General features: G+C 69.1%; 28 protein-coding genes. 18 read left to right on the top strand and 10 right to left on the bottom strand.

The genetic code is table 11. The features are described 5' to 3' along the window. The first annotated feature begins 22 nt into the window (after positions 1-22). The 14 genes from ACZ37P_RS07025 (at position 23) to ACZ37P_RS06960 (ending at position 12,643) form a co-directional block, all read left to right on the top strand. Entirely contained in the window at positions 23-3,616 is a 3,594-nt protein-coding gene (locus ACZ37P_RS07025) for a phage tail tape measure protein (RefSeq protein ID WP_467345290.1), read from the top strand. Between the two features lie 176 nt (positions 3,617-3,792). After that, positions 3,793-7,017 carry a hypothetical protein gene (locus tag ACZ37P_RS07020; RefSeq protein ID WP_467345289.1) on the top strand — a complete coding sequence of 1,075 codons (3,225 nt, stop codon included), beginning with the start codon at positions 3,793-3,795 and terminating at the stop codon, positions 7,015-7,017. A gap of 12 nt (positions 7,018-7,029) precedes the next feature. Further along, positions 7,030-7,563, top strand: coding sequence for a hypothetical protein (locus ACZ37P_RS07015; RefSeq protein WP_467345288.1), 534 nt, complete (start codon positions 7,030-7,032; stop codon positions 7,561-7,563). Next, positions 7,563-7,814 carry a hypothetical protein gene (locus ACZ37P_RS07010; protein WP_467345286.1) on the top strand — a complete coding sequence of 84 codons (252 nt, stop codon included), beginning with the start codon at positions 7,563-7,565 and terminating at the stop codon, positions 7,812-7,814. The genes ACZ37P_RS07015 and ACZ37P_RS07010 overlap by 1 nt, the downstream gene beginning before the upstream one ends. Before the next feature lie 182 nt (positions 7,815-7,996). Continuing rightward, a complete protein-coding gene (locus tag ACZ37P_RS07005; protein ID WP_467345285.1) occupies positions 7,997-8,725 on the top strand; it encodes a hypothetical protein in 729 nt (242 codons plus the stop codon). Positions 8,726-8,727: 2 nt separating this feature from the next. Next, positions 8,728-9,009, top strand: coding sequence for a ubiquitination-like system serine protease family protein (locus ACZ37P_RS07000; protein WP_467345284.1), 282 nt, complete (start codon positions 8,728-8,730; stop codon positions 9,007-9,009). Continuing rightward, positions 9,006-9,872: a GH25 family lysozyme gene (locus ACZ37P_RS06995; RefSeq protein ID WP_467345282.1), complete on the top strand. Its 867-nt coding sequence runs from the start codon at positions 9,006-9,008 to the stop codon at positions 9,870-9,872. The genes ACZ37P_RS07000 and ACZ37P_RS06995 overlap by 4 nt, the downstream gene beginning before the upstream one ends. Before the next feature lie 26 nt (positions 9,873-9,898). Beyond that, positions 9,899-10,288, top strand: a complete 390-nt coding sequence (locus ACZ37P_RS06990; RefSeq protein ID WP_467345280.1) for a hypothetical protein — start codon at positions 9,899-9,901, stop codon at positions 10,286-10,288. Next, positions 10,289-10,600, top strand: coding sequence for a hypothetical protein (locus tag ACZ37P_RS06985; RefSeq protein WP_401714968.1), 312 nt, complete (start codon positions 10,289-10,291; stop codon positions 10,598-10,600). Beyond that, positions 10,560-10,772: a DUF7620 family protein gene (locus ACZ37P_RS06980; RefSeq protein WP_467345279.1), complete on the top strand. Its 213-nt coding sequence runs from the start codon at positions 10,560-10,562 to the stop codon at positions 10,770-10,772. Before ACZ37P_RS06985 ends, ACZ37P_RS06980 begins: the two co-directional genes overlap by 41 nt. Next, on the top strand, positions 10,772-11,101 hold the full coding sequence (locus ACZ37P_RS06975; protein WP_467345277.1) for a putative phage holin: 330 nt from the start codon (positions 10,772-10,774) through the stop codon (positions 11,099-11,101). Before ACZ37P_RS06980 ends, ACZ37P_RS06975 begins: the two co-directional genes overlap by 1 nt. Next, positions 11,094-11,336 (top strand): hypothetical protein, encoded by a 243-nt coding sequence (locus tag ACZ37P_RS06970; protein WP_467345275.1) that lies wholly within the window; start codon positions 11,094-11,096, stop codon positions 11,334-11,336. The genes ACZ37P_RS06975 and ACZ37P_RS06970 overlap by 8 nt, the downstream gene beginning before the upstream one ends. Before the next feature lie 301 nt (positions 11,337-11,637). Then, positions 11,638-11,796 carry a hypothetical protein gene (locus ACZ37P_RS06965; protein ID WP_355344929.1) on the top strand — a complete coding sequence of 53 codons (159 nt, stop codon included), beginning with the start codon at positions 11,638-11,640 and terminating at the stop codon, positions 11,794-11,796. A 193-nt stretch (positions 11,797-11,989) separates the two neighbouring features. After that, positions 11,990-12,643, top strand: coding sequence for an HNH endonuclease family protein (locus tag ACZ37P_RS06960; protein ID WP_467345843.1), 654 nt, complete (start codon positions 11,990-11,992; stop codon positions 12,641-12,643). Positions 12,644-13,053: 410 nt separating this feature from the next. Here ACZ37P_RS06960 and ACZ37P_RS06955 read toward each other — a convergent pair whose 3' ends face one another. Together ACZ37P_RS06955 and ACZ37P_RS06950 are read right to left on the bottom strand one after the other, a co-directional pair. Further along, positions 13,054-13,350: a hypothetical protein gene (locus tag ACZ37P_RS06955; protein ID WP_467345272.1), complete on the bottom strand. Its 297-nt coding sequence runs from the start codon at positions 13,348-13,350 to the stop codon at positions 13,054-13,056. Between the two features lie 136 nt (positions 13,351-13,486). Continuing rightward, positions 13,487-13,822 carry a hypothetical protein gene (locus ACZ37P_RS06950; protein ID WP_467345270.1) on the bottom strand — a complete coding sequence of 112 codons (336 nt, stop codon included), beginning with the start codon at positions 13,820-13,822 and terminating at the stop codon, positions 13,487-13,489. A gap of 165 nt (positions 13,823-13,987) precedes the next feature. Here ACZ37P_RS06950 and ACZ37P_RS06945 point away from each other — a divergent pair, with 165 nt between their 5' ends. Next, positions 13,988-14,635, top strand: coding sequence for a hypothetical protein (locus ACZ37P_RS06945; protein WP_467345268.1), 648 nt, complete (start codon positions 13,988-13,990; stop codon positions 14,633-14,635). A 137-nt stretch (positions 14,636-14,772) separates the two neighbouring features. Here the strand turns inward: ACZ37P_RS06945 and ACZ37P_RS06940 are convergent, their stop codons facing one another. Beyond that, positions 14,773-15,129, bottom strand: coding sequence for a hypothetical protein (locus ACZ37P_RS06940; protein ID WP_467345266.1), 357 nt, complete (start codon positions 15,127-15,129; stop codon positions 14,773-14,775). Positions 15,130-15,150: 21 nt separating this feature from the next. Between ACZ37P_RS06940 and ACZ37P_RS06935 the strand changes: the two genes are divergently transcribed. Then, positions 15,151-15,834 (top strand): hypothetical protein, encoded by a 684-nt coding sequence (locus ACZ37P_RS06935; protein ID WP_467345265.1) that lies wholly within the window; start codon positions 15,151-15,153, stop codon positions 15,832-15,834. A gap of 36 nt (positions 15,835-15,870) precedes the next feature. Here ACZ37P_RS06935 and ACZ37P_RS06930 read toward each other — a convergent pair whose 3' ends face one another. From ACZ37P_RS06930 to ACZ37P_RS06905, 6 genes are all read right to left on the bottom strand, one after another. Beyond that, positions 15,871-16,185, bottom strand: coding sequence for a hypothetical protein (locus ACZ37P_RS06930; protein ID WP_467345263.1), 315 nt, complete (start codon positions 16,183-16,185; stop codon positions 15,871-15,873). A gap of 9 nt (positions 16,186-16,194) precedes the next feature. Further along, positions 16,195-16,395 carry a hypothetical protein gene (locus tag ACZ37P_RS06925; RefSeq protein ID WP_467345261.1) on the bottom strand — a complete coding sequence of 67 codons (201 nt, stop codon included), beginning with the start codon at positions 16,393-16,395 and terminating at the stop codon, positions 16,195-16,197. A 20-nt stretch (positions 16,396-16,415) separates the two neighbouring features. Then, positions 16,416-17,264: a helix-turn-helix domain-containing protein gene (locus ACZ37P_RS06920; protein ID WP_467345259.1), complete on the bottom strand. Its 849-nt coding sequence runs from the start codon at positions 17,262-17,264 to the stop codon at positions 16,416-16,418. A 26-nt stretch (positions 17,265-17,290) separates the two neighbouring features. After that, entirely contained in the window at positions 17,291-17,824 is a 534-nt protein-coding gene (locus ACZ37P_RS06915) for a DUF6879 family protein (protein ID WP_467345257.1), read from the bottom strand. Beyond that, a complete protein-coding gene (locus tag ACZ37P_RS06910) occupies positions 17,748-18,056 on the bottom strand; it encodes a hypothetical protein (RefSeq protein WP_467345255.1) in 309 nt (102 codons plus the stop codon). The genes ACZ37P_RS06915 and ACZ37P_RS06910 overlap by 77 nt, the downstream gene beginning before the upstream one ends. A gap of 996 nt (positions 18,057-19,052) precedes the next feature. Further along, positions 19,053-19,307 (bottom strand): helix-turn-helix domain-containing protein, encoded by a 255-nt coding sequence (locus ACZ37P_RS06905; protein WP_355344887.1) that lies wholly within the window; start codon positions 19,305-19,307, stop codon positions 19,053-19,055. Between the two features lie 323 nt (positions 19,308-19,630). Here ACZ37P_RS06905 and ACZ37P_RS06900 point away from each other — a divergent pair, with 323 nt between their 5' ends. Together ACZ37P_RS06900 and ACZ37P_RS06895 are read left to right on the top strand one after the other, a co-directional pair. Then, positions 19,631-19,858 (top strand): hypothetical protein, encoded by a 228-nt coding sequence (locus tag ACZ37P_RS06900; protein WP_467345253.1) that lies wholly within the window; start codon positions 19,631-19,633, stop codon positions 19,856-19,858. A 586-nt stretch (positions 19,859-20,444) separates the two neighbouring features. Continuing rightward, positions 20,445-22,601, top strand: coding sequence for a SpoIIE family protein phosphatase (locus ACZ37P_RS06895; protein ID WP_467345251.1), 2,157 nt, complete (start codon positions 20,445-20,447; stop codon positions 22,599-22,601). Between the two features lie 204 nt (positions 22,602-22,805). Here the strand turns inward: ACZ37P_RS06895 and ACZ37P_RS06890 are convergent, their stop codons facing one another. Continuing rightward, complete coding sequence (locus tag ACZ37P_RS06890) at positions 22,806-23,972, bottom strand: beta-ketoacyl-[acyl-carrier-protein] synthase family protein (RefSeq protein WP_467345249.1); 1,167 nt, start codon at positions 23,970-23,972, stop codon at positions 22,806-22,808. Between the last annotated feature and the right edge of the window lie 440 nt (positions 23,973-24,412).

Here is a 24,412-nt window from a genome sequence, read left to right as displayed (position 1 = left end):
CGCCTTCCTGATTGGGGGCGCTGTGCCAGCCGAAATCGCCGACCTCTGGGTCACGTTGAGGGCGGAAACGGCCCCGTTCGTCCGCGGCCTGCGCACATCAGCGGAGGAGGGCGAGCGCTTCTCGGGGAAGATGCAGGGCCTCTACAAGGGCATGGTCAAGCTCGGCGCGGCCACCACCCTGGTGGGGGTGGCATTCGTCGGCTACGGCGTAAAGGCCGCGGGTGACTTCCAGCAGTCCATGAACCTGCTGGTGACCGCGTGCGGGGAGTCCACGGACAACCTCAAGAAGGTCTCCAACGGGGTCCTGTCGCTCGCCCGGCAGACCGGCACGTCCACGGAGATGCTCGCCGAGGGCATGTACCAGGTCGAGAAGGCCGGATACCGGGGTGCGGACGGCCTGAAAGTCCTCAAGGCCGCGGCTCAGGGTGCGCGCGAGGAGGGTGCCGACCTCAAGGAAGTCACCAACGCGATGACCAGCGTCATGGCCTCCTACCACCTCAAGGCCACCGACAGCGTCCGCGTCATGAACGCGCTGAAAACCGCTGCCGGTGAGGGCAAGATGACCATGGAAGAGTTCTCCAGGTCGCTGAGCACGGTCATCCCTATCGCCTCCGCGAACAAAGTCTCGTTCGCCGAGGTCGGCGGGGCCATTGCCACCCTCACGCAGCACGGCACCTCCGCCCAGGAAGCCACCCAGGAACTCTCCAACACGCTCCGCAACCTGGCCGCCCCGAACAACGTCGCAGTACAGCAGATGCAGAGGTTGGGTCTGTCATCGGTGGACGTCGCCACCCACCTCGGCAAGCGAGGCCTGACAGGAACCCTCGACCTGCTGTCCCAGACGGTCCTGTCGAAGATGGGCAAGTCAGGCACCCTGCTGCTGTCGTCCTTCAACCAGACGAAACAGGCCAGCGCCGACCTGAAGATCATGCTCGCGTCGATGCCGAAGACCGTCAAAGACCTCGCATCGTCCCTCCAGTCCGGGTCAACGACCCTCGGCGACTACAAGCTCGCCATGAAGGGCCTGCCCGCCGACCAGGCCGCCATGGGAATGCAGTTCCTGACGCTCTACCAGCGCTCCCACGGCTTCAACGACGCCCTCAGGCGCGGCGGGCCGGCCGCGCAGACCTACACCGACGCCATCAAGAAGATGACCGGCGGCGCGACCGGCCTCAACACCACCCTCCAGCTCACCGGGGAAAACACCGAGGGCTTCAAGGACCGCGTCAACAAGGTCTCCGCCTCGATGTCCCACGCCTCCAAAGACGTTGAAGGCTGGGACGTCACCCAGAAGAGCTTCAACGTCCAGATGGGGCGCCTGAAGGAAGTCCTCGTCACGACGGCCATCACCATCGGCCTGAAGCTCATCCCGGTCATCCTCGCCGTGATCACCTTCTTCGAGAAGCACCGGGCTGCCGCAATGGCCCTGGCCGCTGTGATCGGCACCGTCCTCGTCGCCGCAGTGGTCGCTTTCACGATCAGCCTGTGGGATATGGCCGCCGCCGCCCTAGCCAACCCACTGGTGTGGATCGTCATCGGCGTCATGGCACTGATCGCCGGAATCGTGCTGCTGGCCATGCACTGGCGGCAGGTATGGGACGGCATCAAGACGGCGACCAAGGCAACCGCCGACTGGCTCGTCGGCGTCTGGCACTGGCTCAGCAGCAACACCGTGAGCATCTGGAACGGCATCACCCACGGGGTCATGGTCGCGTGGCGGGCGGTCGCAGCGTTCCTGCTGGCCGCGTATCACGGGGTCGCTGACCCGATCATCGCCGCCTGGAAAGCCATTTGGGGTGCCACGCAAACCGTCTGGAACGGCATCTCCGGGTTCTTCCGGAAGTGGTGGCCGCTGCTACTGGTGATCTTCCTCCCCGCAGTGGCGATCCTCATGGCAGTGTGGAACCACTTCCACCAGCAGATCATCGGTGCCGCGAAGACCGCCTGGAATACGGTCTTCGGGTTCCTCAAGTCGGTGTGGGGCGGCATCAGGGCCGCTGCGGGCGTCGCGTGGTCGGCCGTCGAGTCCTCGGTGATCCGGCCGATGATGTCGGTGTGGCACGGCTTGCAGTCGCTGTGGCGCACCGTGTCCGGCTGGCTGTCGTCGGCCTGGGGGTCCATCCGGTCAGCGGCCTCGTCGGTGTGGGCGGCTATCCGCGACGCCATGACAGGGCCGATCTCCTCAGCGTGGCGCACCATCACCACCACCGTCGGGAAGATCAAGACCGCGATCAGTGACGGCCTGAACAAGGCATACGACGCCGTCGCGGGCATCAGTGCCCGCTTCGTCCAGGTCGGCGAGGACATCGTCCACGGCATCATCCACGGCGTCGAAAACACGGGCGGTGCACTCAAGTCGGAGCTGGGCAACCTCGCCGACTCCGCACTGAAGAGCGCGAAAAGCTTCCTCGGCATCAACTCGCCGTCGAAAGTGTTCGCGGACCACGTCGGCGCGGGCATCGTCGAGGGCATCGCGCTCGGCGTGAACACCAATGCACACCTTGCACACCGCTCGATCACCGACATGGCCAGCGGCACCGTCACGGCGTTCTCAGCCGAGCTGGAGATCAATAGCCCGTCGAAGAAGTTCGCCACCTTGGGCGCCTACGTCATCTCCGGCCTCGTATCCGGACTGACGGGGTCCACAGCCCGCGTGCGGGCGGCAACCGAGCACATCGCCCGATCGCTCTACACGAACTTCGGCACCCACCACAAGGGCTTGCAGAAGGCCGTAGCGAAGGACAATGCACAGCTCATGTCGCTGGCCAGGCACCGGGACTCGGTGGCCGCGAAGCTCAAGACAGCCCAGTCGAAGCTGGCCGCCTTGCAGAAGTCGTGGACGGACGAGAAGAACAGCATCTCGTCCGGGATCATGCAGGGCACGTCGATCATTACGTCCAGCCCGACGGAAGGCTTCGGCCTGACGTCCCAGGACGTCGTCAACAACATGCGCGACCAGGTCGCCAAAGCGACCGCGTTCGCCGCCGAGTTGCAGGCCCTCAAGACCAAGGGCCTGTCCTCGGCGCTGATCGAGCAGCTCGCCTCCGCAGGCGTCGGCCAGGGCGGCGCCACCGCGGCGGCCCTGGCGGGCGCATCCAAGGGGACCATCGACCAGATCAACTCGATGCAGAAGTCCCTCCAGTCGCGGGCCGACGCAACCGGCGCGACGGTCGCGAACGCCATGTACGGGGTGGGTATCCAGTCAGCCAAGGGCCTCGTGAAGGGGTTGCAGTCGCAGGAGAAGGCAATCGAAGCGCAGATGCTGCGCATCGCCAGATCCATGCAGGCGGCCATCAAGAAAGCCCTGGGGATCAAGTCGCCCTCTGCGGTGATGGCCCGGCTCGGCGACTACACCGCCCAGGGAATGGCCGTCGGCATCAACCGGTCGACGAAGCACGCCACCATCGCGGCACAGGGCCTCGCGATGGCGGTACAGCAGGGTGCCAGCATCGCCGGCGGTCTCGGCGCCGGCGGCGCGACGGTCATCCATCAGCACGTGCACCTGAACGTCGCGGGCTCCGTGACGACGGAGCGCAGGCTGATCGATGTGATCACGACGGGTCTTCAGCAGGCCGCGAAGAACAACCCCACCACCTACGTCTCGTACAAGCGCTAGGAGGCGCCGTGGCCCTGCTGTCCACCCTGGTCGACTCGTTCACGGCGCCCGCCATCGACACGTCGCTGTGGTCGTCGGTGACGGCAGGGGCGGTAACGCTCGACACCGTCAACTGCCAGGTGTCCCTGGCGCACCCCACCACTACCGGGGCCACGAACATATTCGGCAGCAACAACGTGTACGACGCCCGCGGATCCGCGGTCTATGCGCAGATCACCCCTGCGGCGAACGGCAACGGCGGCACCCGCAGCATCATGCGGGTCCGGCTCGACACGAACAACGCCGTCACGATACGGCTCGACGGCGGAGCCTTCCGGCAGACCCTTCAGGTAGCGGGCACTCTCACCTCGGTGACACTGCCCGCCTACGACCCGCACCTGCACCGCTGGTGGCGGCTTCGGGAATCGGCCAGCACCTTCTTTGCAGACACGTCCCCGGACGGCCTCACCTGGACGAACCAGTCGTCGATGACTTACCCGTGGAGCGCATCCGCAGTGCTGTTCCGCTTCGAGACGCAGGCCACCGTCACCGAGGCCGCGGGCAACGCCATGACCGTAGCGCACGTCGGCACCCGAACCGGCGGGCAATTCAACAACAACTGGCCGCAAGCCGAGTTCGGTGCCGGGCTCTTCTGGGGAGCGAACGGCGGAACGATCCCGCTCGACACCTGGGTGGACATCAGCAAGCGCACCCAAGGGCAGACCACGGTCAACCGCGGACGCCAGTACGAGAGCGACCAGGTGCGGTCGGGCGAGGAGCAGGTCACCCTCACCAACGCGGACGGGCTCCTAGACCCGACCGGCACCGGCCCGTATGCAGGGCACATCCAGCCGGATCAGCCGACGCGCGTGAGGGCACAGTGGCCTCCGTCGCCGAACCTGCTCTCTCAGGGAATCGCCTTGGGCGGCGCTGGCGTCGCAGCGGGCACAATCGTGCCCACCATCGCGCTCGACCTGGCGACAGACACGGACCTGTCCGGCGGCAGCGTCGTCAACACGTCATCGGCTTGGATGGGCACGTCGGTCACACAGTTCCTGGTCACGACGAACGCCGCACCTGGGCTGCGGATCGTCCACAGCGGTCAGGTCGCGGTACTGCCGGGTCAGGCGTACACGGTGCAGATGCGCGTCCGGGACGTGACCGCGTCAACGAGCCTGCAAGTGAAGCCGTTCCTCGGCTGGGTGGGGTCCGCGTCGCAGGTCCCCTCGTCGTACACCTACGGCAGCACCGCCACCCTGACGGGCTCGGCCACCGCAGGCTGGACGTACCTGACCGTCTCCGGCACGGCTCCGGCCGGGGTGTACGGCATGGACGTCGGCGTCGCGGTAGCCACAACCGCAACCGCGAACTGCACTATCCAGACGGACGGCTGGCAACTGGAGAAGGGCCTGACCGCCTCCCCGTGGGCAATGCCGGGCGCCTGGTACGGGTGGTTCGCCGGGTTCACCGGCGACTACGCCTCGTCCTGGTCCATGTCCGGAACCTACGGGACCGTCGGGCCACCGGCGGCGGACGCGTTCAGTCTCCTGTCGCAGGTCGATCTGGAGGACGCTCTCACCAACGAGATCAACTCCCACACCCCGACGTACCTGTACCGGCTCGATGACCCGGCAGGGGTGACGGCAGCCGCAGACCAGACGGGCGCGTACCCTGCGGCGCCGATCATCGCAGGCAAGCTCGGCGCGGGGGCGTGGGCGTTCGGTACCGCGATCACAGCCAGCACCCCGGCGGGCACATACACGGGCTCGACAGGCACTGTGGCATCGGTGTCGAACGCTGGCTCCGGGTCCGGTACGCCAAACGCGGCAACATTCCTCTCGCTCACCGGCGCGGGAATCAGCGGGCCGCAGACCAGCCCCTACTCCCGCATGATCGCCTTCCGGTACACCGGCCCGACACCCGCCACCGAAGCCGACCTGTGGGTGGCGCTGGACAACCGGCACGCCCAGAACCCCAGCGGCCAACTGCGCCTGTTCATCAACAGCGCAGGCAAAGTCAACATGACCACAACGTCGTTCGCCGTCGGCGGTGCCACCCTTACCTCAACCGCTTCGGTACTGGACGGGAACTGGCACCTAGTGGTGTTCGGGAACTCCCCGGGCGGCTCCGGGATCGTCTTCCTCAGCCTCGACGGCGTGTACCAGTCGTCGCCTACTGGAGGTTCCAGTTTCTTCCCGCGCGATGTTGTCTGCGACAGCGTCGGGGCGTTCGTCGACGGCACCAACGGCAACTACACGTCGAACACGTTCTCCGGTTCGATCTCGTTCGTCGGCGAGTTCCCGTCCGTCCTGTCCTCCACGGACTGCACGAACCTGTACACAGCATGGCGGTCTGCGTGCGCCGGCGAGAGCAGCGACGCCCGGTACGCCCGGATCCTCCGCTACGGCGGCTACACCGGGCCCACCAGCATCCAGGCCGGGCTGACCACCTCGATGGGCCCGGCAGCCCTGGACGGGCAGGACGTGGTGTCCGCCCTTCAGGACGTGGTCACCACAGAGAACGGTGCCCATTTCGTTGACGCCAACGGCTCCGTGACGTTCCTGTCCCGGGCGGCCCGCTACAACGCCCTCACCCCCGTCTACGTGTTCGGGGAGCGCACCGATTTGGGGGAGTGGCCCTACGAGGACTGCAAGCCGGTCTACGACTCCACACACTTGGGCAACATCATCGCGTTCACCCAGGCCGGCACCGGCCAGGTCTTCAACGCACGCGACGCCGCCTCGATCGCGGCGCACTTCCCGAAGAACATCACCCGCACCGTCAACACCTCCTCCGCACTGGAGGTGCAGGACGCCACCGACTACACCCTGTCCAGGTACAAGGCCCCGGTGAACCGCATCTCCAGCCTCGTACTGCACCCGGCGGCGAACCCGGCGATGTGGGCCATGTGCCTGTCCCTGGAGCTCGGCACCCGCGTCCGGGTAATGCGACGGCCCCCCGGCGTGGCGGCGATTCAGGTCGACTGCTTCGTCGAGAACCTGGCGTGGTCCTGGGACGACAAGGCGGATGCGACCCTCACTCTCCAGTGCTCCCCGGCAGATCTCACGCCCTACGCCCGGTTCGCCGCCTGGCACACCACTGCGGCGTCAAGCATTGCGACCGGCGCCACGTCGATCACCGTGGCTGCATCCCAGGACAACACGAACCCGCTGAGTACGCAGCTCTTTGCAGGCCAGCAGCTCAAGCTGGAACCCGGTGTCGTCAATGCCGAAACCGTCACCGTCGCCGCAGTCGGCGCTACCTCGCCGGGCTGGACGACCGCGGTCATCACCCTCACCGCACCCACCGTGAAGGCGCACGCGGCGGGCACAGTCGTCTGCGAGCTGCTGCCCGCCGGGTTCACGGACCCCACCACCTGGGACTCCGTCAGCGCGTTCGACGCCACCGCATTCGCCTACTGAGAGGAGCGCGCCGTGGCCCGCACCGTACCCGTTGCACCCACCGAAGCCCCCGGCAACTACAACACCGGCGCACTCTTCAACGCCACCGCGAAGGCCCTCAGCGACTTCCTCACCAACCCGCCGAGATTCAAGGGATACGCGACGACCACGCAGGTCCTCAGCACCGGCACCGCACTCGTGCCGATCAGCCTCGACTCCGAGGACTACGACCCCGACGGCGGCCACTCCACCGTCACCAACACGTCCCGGTACGTGGTGCAGGTCGCCGGGACCTACGACATCACCGCATGCCTCGGCTTCCAATCGTCCGCCACCGGCAACCGGTCCGTCGGCATCACCGTCAACGGGGCATCCGCACGCGGCTCGATCGTCCAGCTCCCCGGCATGGCCGGCAACTCCTGGGCCGCTACGGTCACCTGCACGACCGCACTGGCCGTCGGCGACTACGTAGAAATGATCGGCTGGCAGACCTCCGGCGGCAACCTGAACACCAGCGTGACGCAGGCGTTCGGCCCGACCCTCACCCTGAAATGGATCTCCACCTGATGGACTCGACGACCTTCACCCAGTACTCGATCAGCGGCAACATCGGCACGGGGCAGTCCCAGGACGCATTCAGCATCACCCTCACGATTCCCTCCGGCGCGACCGACGCAAGCGTCCTCGCCCTCACCGAAGCCATCAGGAACGTGGCGTGGCCGTCCGGCGTGAGCTGCATGATCTCCGCGTTCAAGTCGGTGCAGACGAACACGAACACCATGGCGGTCCTCTCGTCAGTGCCCCCCGTCTTCGCCTGATCCCCCCTCACCACCCACGCCCCGTGCCGCTGGCCGGGGCTCTCTCATGCCCGGAGGGCCGTATGCACGTTGAGCTGTTGCCGGAGAGGGGCGCGGGTCCGCGCCTGGGCCGGCATGTCGAGCATGACCCGAGGTCGTTGGCGTTCGCGCATGGGGTGCTGCCGCGGTCTGCGGTGCGGTCGGTGTCGTGGACGCGGCGGATTCCGGTCCTGGACCAGGGCGACCTGGGGTCGTGTACGGGGAATGCGGCGACGGGCGCGCTGGGGACGGACTCGCTGGGGCGGACGGCGTCGACGTCGGTGACGGTCAGCGCCGCGGGTGCGGCTGCCTCGCACGGCCTGTTCACCGCGGGCGCGCACGATCTGGACGAGGCGTTCGCGGTGGCCCTGTATTCGCTGGCGACGATCCTCGACGGGATCTCCGGCCAGTACCCGCCGACTGACACCGGGTCGTCGGGGATCGGGGTGGCGAAGGCGCTTCAGGCCTTGGGTCTGGCATCGGGCTACACGCACGCCTTCTCCATGGACGCCCTGAACAGCGCGTTGCAGGCGGGGCCGGTACTGATCGGCATCCCTTGGTGCCGGTCGATGTTCGACCCCGCGCCGGACGGCCGGATCGTCGTGGACACCAGCAGCCCGCTGGACGGCGGCCACGAACTGGAGGTCGTCTCCTTCGACGCGGTGACCGGCGAGTACGAGGTCCCGAACTCGTGGGCCGAATCGTGGGGCGTCCAGGGTCGCGGCTACTTCACCAGCGTCGACCTGGCCCGGCTCCTCAAGATGCAGGGCGACGTCACCGTGCCCCAGTTCACGACAGCACCCACGCCCGCACCTGTCCCAGCGCCGCTGGCCGATGCGGACCGGACGCTCGCCACCGCCATTCACACCTGGCTTGACGCAAAGGGGCTGTGACCATGGCCGACTTCCCGATCGACCTCGGGCACGGCGTCAGGATGGCGTGGGTGCTCAACAGCAAAGACGAGCGCATCGGCCTGATGGAGAGCCACCCTGGCCGCGACGGCGAGGAGTGCGCCGGATACGTGACGTTCGACCTACCCGCAGCGCGCGAGGCCGACCCCGGCGCGCCCTTCTGGACCGTCGAGGCGCCGGATCCTCTCACCATCTCACCGTCCGTCCTGTGCCGTCGGTGCGGACATCACGGGTGGATCCGTGACGGAAGGTGGGTGATCGCATGACCGGCACCTACGGGCAGGACTGGGCGTCGTACCAGTCCGACACCCCAAGCACCGCCGGGCTCGGGTTCGTGTTCGTGAAGGCCACGGAGGGCCTGGGGTACGTCAACACCCGCCGTGCGGCCCAGGTCGCCCACGCCCGAGCCGCCGGGCTGGTCGTCGGGCACTACCACTACCCGCACATGGCCGCCGACCCGGCCGCCGAGGCCGCGTACTTCCTCGCCGCCGCACAGCCGGCCGCCGGAGAAATCCTCGTCCTGGACTGGGAGGGATACGACGCGGCGAACCAGGGCGTGCCCATGGCCCGGCAGATCGCCTACAAGGACGCATTTCTCGACCGCGTCCAGGCGGCGCAGCCCCTGCATCAGGTCGGAACCTACGCCAACGCCGACTACCTCTCCCGTGACCCCAAGGGCCGGTACGGGGACTTCCTGTGGATCGCCACCGCGGACAAGCCCGCCGGGCAGCCCGGCATCGTCCACCCCTGGCTGTTCCACCAGTACGGGGCGTCGGGTGTCGACCGCGACTACTGCCCGCTGACCCCGGCCCAGCTCAAGACGTGGGCCCACGCGAAGGAGAACGACGACATGCCCCTGACCGACGCCGACGCGAAGAAGCTGTGGGGCTACAAGGGCCCCGGTGACAGCCCCGACGTGCACCAGACCGTGACGAACGCAGCGAAGAGCGCCGCCTCAGCCGCAGCGTCGGCCGCCGCCGCCCTCAACGCGGTGAAGGGGCTCACGGCCCCGGCGCTCACAGATGCGCAGACGGCGGCCATCGCCGACCGGCTCGCCGCGTCCCCGGTCTTCGCGCAGGCGCTCGCCGTCGCGCTCGGCAAGGACCTCGCCGCCCGACTCCAGTCTTAATCCCACCAGCAGAAACGGATCTCCCCATGAAGATCTTCGGGCGTGAGCCTGTCTACATCCTGGCCGTGGTGGCCATCGTCCTGAAGCTGGCCGCCGCTTTCGGGTGGGACGTCAGCGACAACCGGCAGGCGTACATCAACGCCGCCCTCGCCGCCGCAGTGGGCGTGGTGTCGGCGATCGTCCTCAAGACCGGTGCGGCCGGTGCGGCGATCCTCCAGCTCGGGCAGGCGGCCCTGGCCCTGTTCGTCGGGTTCGGCCTGCATCTCAGCGCGGACCAGCAGGCGCTCCTGATGTCGACGCTCACCGCGATCGTCGCCCTGGTCCTGCACCGCGAAGTCACCGCCCCCGTGCCGTCCGTACCGATCGAGCGGTCGAGTCCGCTCAAGGAGGCCGCGCCTCCCGTGCAGGGGGTGTAGGTGGATGGGCTGGCGGGGCAGGCTCTGGCCGTCGGCGGCCCGTGGGCGCTCATCGCGTTGGCTGTGGTGATGATGCTGCGCGGCGACATCGTGCCCCGCCGGTCCCTCGATGATGCGATCCGGAACGCGGAACGCTGGGAGGCCGCACACGGCCGCAGTGAGGAAGGCCGACACGAGGCGTTGCGGCAGAACGCGGAGATGCTCGAAGCGGTTCACGCAACGAATCATGTGCTGGCTGCGTTGCCGCTCCCGCCTGGTCGGGAGGTGAGCCATGCTCCGGTGGATCATGCGCCGTCGGCGCCTCAGGGGTGATACGGACAGCGGCCGTCTGGCTGAGGCGGCGTTGAGTAGGGCCACCGAGGATTTGAAGGGTCTCCGGCGGCAGCGTCCGGAGGTTGACCGCGAGGTGGCGAAGGTGCGCGCGGCTCGGCGGGAGAACCATTTCGCTGAGCGGTTCAAAGAAGTGCTGGGTGGTGGTGGGTGATGGGCTGGTCCCAGTGGATCAACGTCGTCGGGTCGGGGCTGGTCGCTGCCACGGCGGTGGCGTTCGTAATCGCTTACGCGGTGTCGGCGCCGTGGTGGCGGTCGCCGGTGGGCCGTCACGTGATGTCGGTGACGGCCTCGATGGGCTGGCTGGGCGTGTACACGGTTCTGATCACGGTGTGGCCGCACGGTCCGACGGCTGCAGCGTTGAGGGTGTCGCGGGCGGTGGTGATTCTGCTGCTGGCCGGGCTGTTGGTGCAGCGGACGGTGATGGTGGTCCGCGCCCAGCGCGAGGTCCGGTCACTGGAGAAAGAGAAGACGGATGCGTGAGCTGACCCGTGTGGAGATCGATCCGAACGTGCGGGTCACGGCCCCGGATGGCACGGTGAACGCGACCCGGGCGGTCCTGGGTGACGCGAATGGGCTGATGCGTCCTGGGGATCATGTGGTGGCGTTCGAGTCGGAGTCCAGGCTGGAGTGGCCAGCCCGAGTGGTTGCGGCCCGCGGCGAGTTCGTGTGGCTGCACCCCGAGTGGTCGGAGTACCGCGTGTACGCGGAGGTCTGATGGCCCGCATGTTGGGCGTGTGTCGGCGCTCGTGGTGCCCGTTCTGTCGTGGCCCGGTAGGGCTGGACTGCGCGGACGTGTCCCGGTCAAAGGGTGCTGGGCGGGCCCGGGAGAAGCGGTTTTGGCGCCGCGAAGTGAACTACTAGTGATCTACTGAATCGTCCCAGACTAGTAGTTGCCCCGCCCTGGCTCCGGCCGGGGCGGGGCTCGTTTGCATGTTCGGGGACGTGCGGGGCTTGCATTCAAATCGTCGGCTGCGACGATCAAGGGAGGTGATCAATTGGGAGGAGGTGAGACGAAGATGACAAGGAAGCAGCAGGATGCGGCGGTCGCGTTGGCTGTGATGCTGGCGGTGTCGGCTGTGGCGACGAAGGCGGCGAACAAGCAGGCGGCGGCACTGGGGATCCCGATGGCTGGGGTCGCGGTGCTGGGCTGGCTGGTGACGCAGGCCATTAAGTAGCAGTTGGGCCGTGCGGTCCGCCCCGTTCGTATCGCGGCGGTTCGCACGGCCCTTCTGTGTCGTACCCGAGGCCCCCCGTCTCATGGGTGATCTGGGCCCTCTGGCGGGTGAACGCCGGCTGAGCCTCGCCCGGTTGGCTGTCTGTGGCAGGTAGTCAAGATCCCATCAGTTGCTGATCGTTGATGGGATCTTGATGAAGCGCACGCTGTTTGCCCTGCTGGCTGCCGCTGCCCTGCTGGGCGGTACGACGGTGGGTGCACGCGCCCAGGAGTCGGCCGCCGGGCCCGTGTCGGTGCGGGAGTTGCTGGCTCGCCTGCCGGTGGCGGCGGAGTCGCGCGAGGGGTATGAGCGGACCAAGTTCAAGCACTGGGTGGACGCGGACAAGGACGGGTGCAACACCCGTAACGAGGTGCTGCTGGACGAGGCGGTGACCGCGCCGGACCGCGGCGCGAACTGCAAGCTGAAGGGAGGCGAGTGGTTCTCCTACTACGACGACACCACCGTTGACGGCCCGTCCGGCCTGGACATTGACCACATGGTGCCGCTCGCCGAGGCGTGGGACAGCGGGGCTTCGCAGTGGGACGCGAAGAGGCGCGAGCAGTACGCCAACGACCTGGACTACAGCCGATCGCTGGTGGCGGTCACCGCCAAGGCCAACAGGTCCAAAGCGGACCAGGACCCGGCGACGTGGATGCCTCCGGCTGCTGATGCGCGCTGCCGCTACCTGGATGACTGGGTGTCCGTGAAGACCCGCTGGAACCTCAGTATTGATCCGGCGGAGCAGGCCGCGCTCACCGACATCGCCGACTCGTGCCCCGACGAGCAGATTGACGTACCGCTCGCCTGATCAGGCTTTTCCGGCGTTCACCGAAAAGGAATGGGCCGCTGTCAGACCCCGATGCCACCATCGCATCACGGCCGCGCCCGTCTGCGCGGAGTGGCGCCGGGCCCCAGCGCGTGCGGCCCGGTGCCACGGACCGGGGGCTGTGACGGGACTGTGACGCAGAAGGGCCGTGCGGCCGGGGGAGTCGGCGGCACGGCCCAAGCGGGGTGGGGTGTTCTTCGGCTGTTCGAATGCGGGCGGTCTGCGGGCTGTGCCATAGTTGTCTCGTCGTCAGCAATGACGGCATGTTCCCCGCTTACGCGGGGCTGACTCGCAGGTTCAGGTCGATCATGGCGAACCTCTTGTAGTGCTCCCCGCATCAGCGGGGTTACGAAGCCCCCGGTTAACGCTCGGGGGCTTCGTCGTGTCCGGGGTCAGCGCGGGTTGGTTGCGGCGAGGGCGTCGCGGATCGCCTGCGCGGTCTCGTCGCTGACCGTCAGCCAGTAGTAGACGTCCAGCGACCGAGGGTTGGACTCCAGCAGCGCGGGGTCGACGGGGCGGCGGCTGAGGATGACAGTGTCTTCGCCGTCGAGGTTGATGAGGTCGTCGAGCATGGCGTGGATCCCGGCGTGGGCGTCGGTCCGGCTGAGGCCGGTGTCCTCCATGACGTCGTCCAGGAGGTCGTACGGGTAGACGGTGCGGCCGGGGTTGTTGCTGGCGATCTCGATCATGGGGTGCTCCCTGGGGCGTGGGGTCTGGCGGGTGGATGGTTCGACCCCGCGCGGGCGGGGAGCAGTGGTTCTGGTCTACCGGAACGGTCCGGTGCCGCGGGCGGGTTCGCCCGCGCCCCCGCCACCCCGGAGACGGTCAGCTCTCGATGTCCGCGCAGTCAGCCTTGTTCTGCGCGGCGGTCTGGATGATCTCGTCGATGGTGTCCTGGACGCCGGGGAGGTAGTCCTCGATGAGGTCGTCGTCAATGTCTCCGCCGTCCGGGCCGTCGCCGAGGGCGTCGATGACCTCCTCGCGGGAGCACACGACGCGGTGGTGCGGCACCAGGGCGCGCGCCCAGATAGCGAGGGTCTGCTCGCCGCCTTCGTCGTCGGGCCCGTTCTGGACGTAGAGGACGGGCTCCTGGCCGCCGTAGGCGAGGAGGTCGCGGATGTCGGCGATGGTGGCGGTGGGCGTGGTGTCGGTCTCGGTCATGGCTTCATCCTTGCGTGACGAGTGGGCGGCGCGGGCGGATTCGGTTCAGGGGCACTGGTGTGGTTCGACGGCAACCCCTGTCGAACCTTGTAGCTACACAGTAAACAGAAAGCGTGTGGCTACACAAGCCTTCCGCCGAAGAAAACCGTGTGGCAACATGACCTCATGCCAGATGACCACACCTTCACCGCCCGCGTCCGCATCCCCCACCGAATGTGGGACACCTACGGCCGCGTCCTCGGCGACCGCGACCGCTCCGCCGACCTCCTCGACCACGTCCGCACCATCATCACCGAACACGGCAACGACCACGACCGCGCCGAACTCGCCGCCGCAGAAGAGGAGTTGGCCACCCGCCGCTCACGCAAGGGTGGTCGCCCCCCCGGCTCCGGCCGCAACACCGCCGTTCCGGCGGACACCCTGGCGCAACTGCTCACAGACCAGGCAACCCCCGTTGCGCACCGCGCCCTGTGGTCACTGCTGTGGGACGGGGATGTCCATCTCGACGAACTGCTCTCCATCGACGTGAGGAACGTCGACCTTGAAGGCCGGGTGATCAAGGTCGACTATCCGACGCATGCGAAGGAGCCCTTCACCGTCCGGCTTGGCGAGCGCTCAGCCGCACTGCTCGTCGCGGCGATCGGTGGCGCGGAGGACGGTCCTGCTCTACGGATCGGCGACCGTCCGATCAGCAGAGAGGCGGCGATCCGGCAGGCTCGGAAGGCGGGGTACAGCATCCACGGATTCCGGCTCGGCGGTCAGGTCGCGCGCGGTGAAACCGCCACGGGGACGCCCGAAGACGAGGAGCATTGAGCCGAAGATCCGCGCGCAGGCTCAGACCATCCTGGATCTGATGAAGCAAGGGGCAGAGGCGGACGCGATCCGCGATGCCGCGTGTGCCGCCTCGGACAAGCCGTGGTTCACCTGCTGACCGGCGCGGCGCTGCCACCTCATGCCGGTGCGTCCAGGACGGGCCCCGCGCACTCCGGGCACGCCTCCGCTTTGCCGCTGTCGACGAGAGCCCGCGCCTGCTCGTGACCGGCCAGAGGGTGGCTGTTGTCATCGTCGCGCCGCAGACACGACCCGTAGTGGACGCGCTGCCCCTGCCAGCGGCGCTCAACCGTCCAACCGGCAAGTGCGCGGGCTCTTCGTTCGGCGGTCGCCGCTTCCTGTGTAGCGCGCGCCTGTTCGTGCTCGGCGGCGGCGATCTGCATTCGAACACGCCCCAGCGCCCAGGCCAGCCACTCCTCGGTCACCCGGAGTTTGTCCAGGCGGCTGAGCTGCGGCGTCCCATCGTGTTCGATCACCTGTTCTAATATAGTGCCTGTGTGGAACCCGCACCCCTGAGACCCGTCGCCACCGGGCCGCGCGCAGTCAGCGCCACCCCGGCGACCCCGGTGCGCCGCCTCCCAGTACCCCCAGCCCTGACCGGCCTCCTCCCGGACGGACTCCCCGCCGGATCGGCCATCGAGGCCACCGACCGCGCACTGCTCCTCGCCCTCGCCGGAGCCGCCGCCAAAATCTGGGCCGCCGTAGCCCTACCGGACCTCGGGGCACTCGCCGCCGCCGACGCGGGCCTCGACATCTCCGCCGGACTGTGGGTCGACAACCCCGGCGGATCCTGGCCGCAAGTGGTGGGGCTGCTTCTGGACTCCGCGAGCGTCGTCCTCATCGGCCCCGTCGGCCCGGTACCGGATCAGCTCGCCCGGCGTATCACCGCCCGCGCCCGCCGCGCTGGCAGCATCCTGCTGTCCGCCGGGCCATGGCCGACCGCATCCATGCGCCTGCGCGTAGCCTCCGCCGCGTGGGACGGCCTCGGGACCGGGCACGGTCTGCTGCGAGGACGCCGCGCCACGGTCGTCGCCAGCGGCCGAGGTGTGCCCGTGCCCCGTCACGCGGAGGTGTGGCTGCCCGACCGCCACGGACGCGTGGCCGCGATCGGCGAGGACGAGACGGGCCTGACCAGGTTGTCCGACCCCGCCGCTACGCTCGCCGTATCCCATTCACGCTGACTGTGGCTGCGAGCCCCGCCGGTTGAGCGGCGGGGCCTACGCCGCGCGCGCCGCCCGGTGGAGCCCCTGCGCCACGTCATAGCTGGCACCGAGCCCGGACGCGGCGAGCGTCTGGTGCAGTGCGTCAGCCGCCGCGGTCGCCTCGGCCATCAGGGCCGCGTGCCGTTCGCGCTCCTCCAGCGCCCACTCGCGGAGCGCCGGGGACATCCACTTCGGCGCATCCTTCACCGGGACCGCCTCGGCGCGGCGCGCGGCGTCCACGGTCATACGGTGGGTCTGCACATCGCCCCATGCCTGGTGGGACCGTTTCTGCGCAGCGATGAGGTCGTCGGGGTACGTGATGTCGGGCATGCGGCGATGCTACGACTCGGGTCCGACAACCGTGCCCCCGGCGCGCTCCTCCGCCTCGACTGCGGCCCGCCACTCCGCCTGGAGCCGGGCTAGCTCGACCAGATCCTCCGCCGCCCACACCGTACGGCCCTCGGACAGCCGCCGTATCCGCGCGTTCAGGACAGCCGCATCAGGACGCAGCGGCGCCGGGACACAGGACGGACAGGGCATGACCACAGAATACGGCGCCACTACAGCGACTCGATCGCCCGCACGATCAGCGTCCGCGCCTCTGCGCCGTACACCGCGAGCGACTGCAACTGCTCGAAGGCCCGCAGGTACAAGCTGATCTCGCTCGGCTGGGTGATATTCACCTGAGCGGAGATCAGCTCCACGCAGGCGAGGTCGCGGTCGAAAACGCTGAACGTCTCCGTCGCCCACAGCGGCCGATCCCGCGTCGCCATTGGGATGATCCCGAGCGAGACAGCCGGTAGGGAGCCTGCGGTGAGCAGGTAGCCGAGTTGCATGGCCATCACCCCGGGATCCCCGAGCTGGTAGCGCAGTACGGCCTCTTCGACCAGGAGCACGAACCGGTGTCCGGACCGGTGGATGATCTGCGACCGCAGGACGCGGGCCGCTGCCGCCTCGTCGCTGTCATCGGGCAGCCCGAGGAAGCGGGCGTTCGCGGAGAGCAGCGCACGCGCATAGTCCTCCGTCTGGAGGAATCCGGGGACGAGCGTGGTGGAGTACACGCGGAACGTCTCGGTGGACACGTACAGGGCTCGGTAGCTGTCTTGCAGCTTGCGGAGGCCGTCTCGGGCTTGGCGCTTCCACTCGGTGTACATCGACTCGGCGTGCAGCGAGGCTGCGATCAGGTCGTCGACTTGGTCCTCGGCGCCGGTGGCTCGACACCACAGGCGGATGTCGGTCGGTGAGGCGGGGGTCCGCGCGTTCTCTATGCGGGAGGTCTTGGCATGGTGCCAGGAACACCGGCGGGCCAGCTCCGTGACCGTCAGGTCAGCGGTTCTGCGCAGGCCGTGAAGCCGTCGGGCGACGTCTTCACGGGCGGCCTGTGCTGAGGACGACGGGGATTCGGGCATGGGCTGGTCCTACCGGCGCTCTCGACTCAGTGGATCTTGTACCGGTCGTGCGGAATGGCGCGGTCCCAGATCTGCTCGAACGCGGTCGTGCACTGCTGGACGATGGCCGGGTCGTCGGTGAGCTCCATGTCCGGGGTGGCCCAGTTGCCGTCGCCGGTGAAGTGGTTGAACAGCACGGTCTCGGCGTCGAAGATCCAGAGGTCGGCGCCCGGCACGAGAAGGGTTGCGGCCTGGTGGCGGGGCAGCCATCGCACCTGTTCGCCTGCGAAGATGTTCACGTCGGTACCCGCGTGCTCGTACCGGATGTATTCGGTGGCGGGCTCGCTGATGATTCGGGCCCGGCGGATGATGACGCCACGATCGCGCGCCTGGGCAATCAACTCCACCCAGGGCGTCCAGTAGTCGGACTCGGGGTCGACGTCGCGCTTCCCGGTGGCTCGCCACTGGTCGAAGTCCGCGCGTTCGTCGCCGACTGCGTACTGGTCACGCATCTCCAAGTGGACGGCCGACGTCCGGGTCGCTTCCAGCAGGCCCTTGAAGTCCACTTCGCTCGGCAGCATCGCACGCCTTCCTCAGGATCGGGATCATGTGGGCGGGGATTCGGATGACGGTCTCGTGGTCGGGGATTCCCTTCGCGTGGCCTGGGGCGGTGTTGTCCACGCACTCCTGGCGGGTGCGCTCGTCGGCGGTGTAGCTCTGCACGACGAGGTCTCGGGCGTCGGGGTCTACCCACACAGTGGGGGAGCCGTTGTGCCCCGTGTTGGGGTCGATGCCGATGAACAGTAAGGCCATGGCGGGCGTCCTCGGGTCGGTGGTGCACCTATGTGCACCACCCTCGCGTGCGGCCTGACGGCCGGTCAAGGTCGCCATATGGTCATACGCCCTGGCGAGTTACGTGCATGCACATCGCTGCACATCGCTCACGCTCACGCACATCAGCTCCCTAGCGTGGAAGGGTGCCCGCCGCGTCGCCGATGCGAGGCGGGCAGCAAAAGCCCCGCGACCGCTGACACGGCCCGGGGGTTTGGACGACCGCGAAGGGGTCGACATGACACAGACTACTGGCGGGCACTGGCTGGACACAGGTGATGGCCCCGTCTCAGTGGACCCGGCCGGGACGGCCCTCGGGGAACCTGTGGCCCCCCGGGCCACGCACCCCGCAGGCCCTGCGTGGAGCGCCCACGTCACCCACCGGAAGAACTGCCCGCAGTGCACGCACCACATTCTCCGCTGCGCCGAGGGCAACGCCCTGTGGCAGACCTACCTCGACGTCTCCCGATGACCCGCTGGTGCGGCCCCGGACGGCATGCGGTGCCCAACCACGAGGCGCAGGTCGTATCCGCCACGGAAGGGGGCTCCGGCCCAGGCGTGCCCGTCTACGCCTGCCACACGCACGTCCGCGACCACGGGATCGTGCCGCGCCCGTACATCGGCCGCCGGGACGCTGCGCCCGTCCCGCCCGCACGATGACCCGCCGCACGGGCACATGCCACCGCTGCCAGCGCGCACACCAGGCCGTCGTCACAGCGGACGTCGAGCAGGGGAGTACGGGCAGCAATGTGGTGGTGTGCGCGGACGCCCGGTCATGCCTCCGTGCCGCAAAGCCGCGGGCCCGCGCGTGGCCGGCGCCGTGACGGTCCGGCAGCAGGACGTCGGGCATGGCCGAATGGCCATACCGGGGTACATGGTTGCTACCGGATTCCGTCCTACGGGTGGACGTGCAATTGCACGAGCGGGACAGTGGGAGCGTGACCACCGCCCGCCAGATGCCCCCGAGCTGGCGGGCGGTCAGCTTTCAGGGTCGGCGGAGAGGAGGGTCCCGATGGGCACACCCAGCGCCTCGGCGACCACGATGATCGCAGAGAAGCGGATCTCTCCTCCGGCCTCGATCCGCTGGATGGACGACAGGGACAGAGTCTCCTCGACTCGTTCTGCGAGCTGCTCCTGCGTCAGGTTGCGGTGCTCACGCCACATCTGGATACGGCGGCCGTGCATACGGCGGCGGATGTGAACCCAGGCGGGAAGCGGCGGTTGTGCAGGCACTCGACAAACGCTGTGGCGTTGTTGATCATAAGCCCACAGCAACTTTGAAGTGTTTCGCGATCTTGATCTAGCAGGCCCACCCGCTCGCCGCCCTGAACCCGCGAGACGCCCCGCCCCCTCCGCAGCCCCGCGGCATTCACGACGCCGCGAGGCCGGAACCCCTGCGCTAGATTCGAACACATGTTCACTCGAATGAGTGAATGACCGGGTCATGACCAACTCGTTGAACAGATTGACAGACCGTGCACAACCCCGGACCGAAGTCGGATCGCCTCGCCGATACGGCCGGAGTGCGTAGGGCAGCGCCTCTTGCGGAGGATGGCATGGACGACGAAGACATCACACGGCTCTACCTCTGGGCCACCGGCTCATGCTTCAGGTGCGCACGGAGCGGGGTGGAAACCACGAGCCTGGACCAGATCGACACCCCGGCCGGCGTCCGCTACGACGTCCGCGCCTGCCGTGCCTGCGTGATTGATCTTGAGTACGAAAGGATGCGCCGAGCTGACCGCCTCGGTAAGCGGTACGTGCCGGGAGGACTCGGCTCCTAGTGCTGCGACACTTTGCCGCTCTCCGATTCGCGGAGGGCGGCTTCTGTCGCATCAGGGCTGCTCACGGTCCTGTTTCTGGGGAGCGCGTGGGGAGAATCCGCGACTGGGGAGCGCCGGGGGAGAACCAGTTCTCCCACCGTCGGAACTCATCGACTCCGCATCGGCCCTGAACCGACTCACCATCGGACCAGTTCAGGCGAGGAAGAGCGCAGTCGTCGACTCGCGAGGAAGCGGCGCCGCGACCCCACCTCGACACCCAGATTTACCGGCGACAGAACCCGGCGTACAGCTCGACTCGTCTGCCGCCACCGCCCCCTTGGGCTCGCCCGGGGCGCGAGCACGGTCGGGTGAGCCGCGTCGTGCATCGTTGATGCGCTCCTGGGTGCCGCGAGGGCTCTTGCCGGGACGCGGTCCTGGACCGCAGGTGGGGGCGTGCGGGTCCACCGGGAGGGGCTGATCGCGCGGCCCGTACACCGTGTGAGTCATGGTGAACAAAGAGTCGCTTTACCTGCTCTTTATGTTTTTATTGGCTAATTGTCCGTAATGTCTGAAATCAACCGTTGGCGGATGATCGGACTTTGCCGTGATGACCAGCCCCAACTCCAGCCACGCTTCTTCCGAGGGTGCGTCCGGTGCGGGCGGCCGGGTCGGTGCCGTGCTGACGGAGATGATTCCGCAGCAGCCGCCCAGTGCGCTGAGCGCGCCGTCGGGGGCGGGGTCGGACGACACGCTCGGCATCATCGTCGTCGACGAGCGGCTGACCGTGCTGGAGGCCGATCTGGCCGGGACCTGGCTCGACGGGGTGGTCGACGGATCGGGCGCGCGGGCGACCGACCTCTTCCCGACCGAGGACGCGGCGGCGATCGCCGCCCGGGTGGAGCGGGTACTGGCCACCGGCCGCCCGCTGCTGGCGCGGGTCCAGCGCATGATCCGGCCGGACGGAACGCCCGCGGTGGTGTCGCTTTCGGTCCTCCCGGCGGCTCCGGGCCGGGTGGTGATCAGCCTGATCGACGTCAGCGCCCAGCTCGACGTCTTCGCCGCCTCCTCGACCCTGGGCACCTCCCTGGAGATCGAAACGACGGCGCGCCAGCTCGCCGAAGGGCTGCTGCCCTGGGGTGACGCCGTCACGGTGTCGCTGGCGCAGTGCCTGTGGAGCGGGGACCTGCCCGATCGGACCGAGCCGCGGTGCCGCGCCGCGTACGCCCGCGCGGGGAACCGGCCGTGGCCGCGCGGCTTCCTCCGCCTGGGCGAGCGCCTGCCGGACCTGCCCGCCCACCCCGCCTCCGACACCACCGGTCACCCCGGCGTCACCGTGCTGCCCGACCGCGCCGCCATCGAGCGGGCCCTGGGCGACGACCCGGACCTGATACGGGCCCTGGTGCCGGACCACGGCCCGCTCGCGGTGGCCTTCGCGCCGCTGACCGTTCCCGACGCCGACCGGCGGCAGCGCGTACTCGGCACGGTCGCGGTCTGGCGGCGTGAGGACAACCCCCGCGGGGCCTTCGACGGCGACGACCAGCTCGCCGTCCAGGAACTGGCCTTCCGCGCCGCGATGAATCTGGAGCACGGGCGCCGTCATCAGCGGGAGCACCGGCAGGTCCTGGCGCTCCAGCGCAGGCTGCGCCCGCCGCACTCGCCGAGCCGGGCGATGCACACCGCGGGCGCCTACCGGCCCGCCGCACCCGACAGCGCCGGCCTCGGCGGCGACTGGATGGACGTCATCGGCCTGTCGGGCGGCCGGATCGCGCTGGTGATCGGCGACGCCGTCGGACATGGCCTGGCAGCCGCCGCCGTCATGGGCACACTGCGCCAGGCCGCCCAGACCCTGGCCGCCGCCGACCACCCGCCGGTCGAGGTGATGACCCACCTGGACACCCTCGTGGGGAGCCTGCACGCGACCGCCGAGACCGACGGCGAACTGGGCGCCGCGGCGGCGGCGCTGGGCACGACCTGCTGCTACGCCGTGTACGACCCGGCCGCCCGGCGGCTCACCGTGGTCAGCGCCGGGCACCTGCCGCCGGTGCTGGTCCACCCGGACGGGGCCGCGGAACTGCTCGCCCCGCCGCTGCACCCGCCGCTGGGCACGGCCCGCGAGGAACCGTACGAGGCCCTGGAGGTCACCGCCGAGCCGGGCGCCCTGATCGGGCTCTACACCGACGGCCTCGTGGAGCACCCGGGCCGCGACCTCGACGACGGGATGACCGCCCTGCTGGAGGCACTGTCCTGGCACTACGCGACCGGCGACCTGAGCGCCGTCGTCGGCCCGGTCGTCGACCACGTCACCGGGCCGCCGCCGCAGCACGACGACCTCACGCTGCTCCTGGCGCGCATGGACGGCCTGCCCGCGGCCGACATGCCCGCACTCCGCCTGCCCGCGGGCGATCTCACGGTGGTCGCCCGCGCACGGGCGTGGACCGGCGCCCGCACCGCCGAGTGGGGCATCGCGGACCCCCACGGCCGCAGCGCCCTGGTGGTGTCCGAACTCGTCACCAACGCCCTGCGGTTCGGCACCGGCGGCCCGGTGACCCTCCGGCTGCTGCACCTGTCCGACCGTCTGATCTGCGAGGTCACCGGCCCCTCGCACGGCAGGCCGCGGGCCGCCCGCCCCGCGGTGTCCGAGACCAGCGGACGCGGGCTCCTCGTCGTCCAGCACACGAGTGCCGCGTGGGGGACGCGGCTCGGGGAGACCGCGGGGGAGCGCACGGTGTGGGCACAACTGGCCGTCACGGGCGGGCAGTTGTGACCAGGGCCGACTGTCGGCGGCGGGTGGGCGTGATCCGCACTGACGGTCGGCGGCGGGCAGCTGTGCCCCGGACTGAACGCTGGCGGCGGGCAGTTTCGCCCCGGACTGAACGCTGGCGGCGAGTAGGTGTCACCCGGACTGACCGTCGGCGGCGGGCAGTTGGGCCCGGACCGGCCCTGTGATCCGCGCGTCCCGTACGGCGGGCTAGAGCCACACTCCGTCCATCGCGGTGGCCGTCAGCCCCGGCGCCGCTCCGTACAGCACGGTCCGGGCTCCGGCGGGTACGCCCGCGCTGAGGGCGCGGTCGAGGACGTCGAATACGGCTGCGCCGCCGCGGTTGCCGGTGACGATGCTGCTCCAGGAGTGGTCCAGCAGGTGGTCGGGCCAGGGCCCCGGGACGTCGGGCCAGGAGCTCGGGACGCTCTCCTGGATGAGTTCCAGCACGCGGGTGCCGCCCGGGTGGGCCACCAGCAGGTCCGGGTGCCAGTCCGGGTCGGTGTGACGGCCGCGGACCCACTCCCACATCGGCGGGAGCGTCGACTGCACCCACTTGGGCCCCGAGCGGTCCATCTCGTAGTGCACCCCGTCGGCGCGGGTGTGCAGCCGGTGGATGTCGGCGGTGCCGGGCACCGTGCGGTGCCACGCGGCGTCCAGCCGCAGGAACGCGCCCTGGTCCGGCCGGCCGCGGACGACGGCGGCGACCGCGGTGTCGGCGAACAGCAGCCGCATCAGCAGCGAGTCGATGCCGGTGTCGTCGGGCTGGTAGGTGGTGCTCAGCGCCTCCGCGATGACGATCAGCACCGTCGCGCCGGGGTCGGCGGCCAGCAGTTTCGAAGCGGTGGCCAGCGACCGGGTACCGGCGATGCAGGCCCACTGCGAGAACGGCAGCAGCAGCACGTCCTCGCGCAGCCCGAGCCGGTTGAACAGGGCGATGTCCAGGCCCGGCAGGGCGGGGGTGGTCGAGTTGCTGGTGACCACGTAATCCACCTGGTCAGGGGTGACTCCCGCGGTCTCCAGCGCCTGGCGGGCCGCCCGCTCCGCGCAGTCCTGGACCGTCACCCACACCGACGCGGTGCGCTCCTCGACGGTCTGCGGCACCGGCGGGCCCGCCTCTGCCGTCTTGCCGGTCTCGCCCGTCCCGCCCGCCGCTGAGGCCGCGGGCCCGGGGAAGCCGCTGCGGCTCGGCGCCGTGATCGCCTCCAGGGGCTGCATCCACCGCCGCTCCCCGATCCCGGTGTTCTTGGCCATCCCGTCCGCGCGCTTCAGCCAACCCGCCCCCGGGTGACGGCCGTTGACCTCGGCGAGGATCTCCTCGGTAGTGATGGTGTACGGCCCCGGCACCACGGCGGGAGGCCACATGTACACGCTCATCCCGCACCCCCTTCCCGGCGCCCGGACGGCGCCGTATCACCGTATTGTCCCTCTCCCCGAAACGGAAGTCCGGATTCCACATTGACCGTTTCGACCTATCTGTACAGGAATTCGCCGATCTGACCGGTCAACTCGGCCGGATTCAGCGGCCCGTGCGGACCGGTCGTTTCCGTGGGTGCGGCGATATGTCTAGAACAAAGGGAGTTGGCCGGGAAAGTCGGGAATGGTGTAACCGTCCAGGGTGCGTTGGGCGGCGGTGGGGGCGGCGGGGGATTTGGAGCCGGGGCAGGAGACGAGGGTGGCGGTGCGGGGGCCGGGGGGTGGGTCGGGGGGGGGGGGGGGGGGGGGCACCAAGGAGGGCCTCCCTCCCACCCAACGAGAGAAAGAGGGGGAGGGGGAGAAGAAGGGAAACGAGGGGGGTGTTGGGCTGGGGGTGGAGA

The organism is Streptomyces sp. NPDC024632, assembly GCF_055559175.1.
The sequence above is the reverse complement of the archived record's forward strand: the minus strand, read 5'-3'. Positions and strand labels throughout refer to the sequence as shown.

What these genes read in the sequence shown, in the direction of transcription:
- ACZ37P_RS06990 (WP_467345280.1), top strand. Translation starts at nt 9,899, where the DNA reads ATGAAGATCTTCGGGCGTGAGCCTGTCTACATCCTGGCCGTGGTGGCC.
- ACZ37P_RS06970 (WP_467345275.1), top strand. Translation starts at nt 11,094, where the DNA reads ATGCGTGAGCTGACCCGTGTGGAGATCGATCCGAACGTGCGGGTCACG.
- ACZ37P_RS06915 (WP_467345257.1), bottom strand. Translation starts at nt 17,824, where the DNA reads ATGCTGCCGAGCGAAGTGGACTTCAAGGGCCTGCTGGAAGCGACCCGG.
- ACZ37P_RS06945 (WP_467345268.1), top strand. Translation starts at nt 13,988, where the DNA reads ATGCCAGATGACCACACCTTCACCGCCCGCGTCCGCATCCCCCACCGA.
- ACZ37P_RS06965 (WP_355344929.1), top strand. Translation starts at nt 11,638, where the DNA reads ATGACAAGGAAGCAGCAGGATGCGGCGGTCGCGTTGGCTGTGATGCTG.
- ACZ37P_RS06895 (WP_467345251.1), top strand. Translation starts at nt 20,445, where the DNA reads ATGACCAGCCCCAACTCCAGCCACGCTTCTTCCGAGGGTGCGTCCGGT.
- ACZ37P_RS06980 (WP_467345279.1), top strand. Translation starts at nt 10,560, where the DNA reads ATGCTCCGGTGGATCATGCGCCGTCGGCGCCTCAGGGGTGATACGGAC.
- ACZ37P_RS06975 (WP_467345277.1), top strand. Translation starts at nt 10,772, where the DNA reads ATGGGCTGGTCCCAGTGGATCAACGTCGTCGGGTCGGGGCTGGTCGCT.
- ACZ37P_RS06955 (WP_467345272.1), bottom strand. Translation starts at nt 13,350, where the DNA reads ATGATCGAGATCGCCAGCAACAACCCCGGCCGCACCGTCTACCCGTAC.
- ACZ37P_RS06890 (WP_467345249.1), bottom strand. Translation starts at nt 23,972, where the DNA reads ATGAGCGTGTACATGTGGCCTCCCGCCGTGGTGCCGGGGCCGTACACC.
- ACZ37P_RS06925 (WP_467345261.1), bottom strand. Translation starts at nt 16,395, where the DNA reads ATGCCCTGTCCGTCCTGTGTCCCGGCGCCGCTGCGTCCTGATGCGGCT.
- ACZ37P_RS06950 (WP_467345270.1), bottom strand. Translation starts at nt 13,822, where the DNA reads ATGACCGAGACCGACACCACGCCCACCGCCACCATCGCCGACATCCGC.
- ACZ37P_RS06900 (WP_467345253.1), top strand. Translation starts at nt 19,631, where the DNA reads ATGGACGACGAAGACATCACACGGCTCTACCTCTGGGCCACCGGCTCA.
- ACZ37P_RS07010 (WP_467345286.1), top strand. Translation starts at nt 7,563, where the DNA reads ATGGACTCGACGACCTTCACCCAGTACTCGATCAGCGGCAACATCGGC.
- ACZ37P_RS07000 (WP_467345284.1), top strand. Translation starts at nt 8,728, where the DNA reads ATGGCCGACTTCCCGATCGACCTCGGGCACGGCGTCAGGATGGCGTGG.
- ACZ37P_RS06995 (WP_467345282.1), top strand. Translation starts at nt 9,006, where the DNA reads ATGACCGGCACCTACGGGCAGGACTGGGCGTCGTACCAGTCCGACACC.
- ACZ37P_RS06910 (WP_467345255.1), bottom strand. Translation starts at nt 18,056, where the DNA reads ATGGCCTTACTGTTCATCGGCATCGACCCCAACACGGGGCACAACGGC.
- ACZ37P_RS06960 (WP_467345843.1), top strand. Translation starts at nt 11,990, where the DNA reads ATGAAGCGCACGCTGTTTGCCCTGCTGGCTGCCGCTGCCCTGCTGGGC.
- ACZ37P_RS06930 (WP_467345263.1), bottom strand. Translation starts at nt 16,185, where the DNA reads ATGCCCGACATCACGTACCCCGACGACCTCATCGCTGCGCAGAAACGG.
- ACZ37P_RS06920 (WP_467345259.1), bottom strand. Translation starts at nt 17,264, where the DNA reads ATGCCCGAATCCCCGTCGTCCTCAGCACAGGCCGCCCGTGAAGACGTC.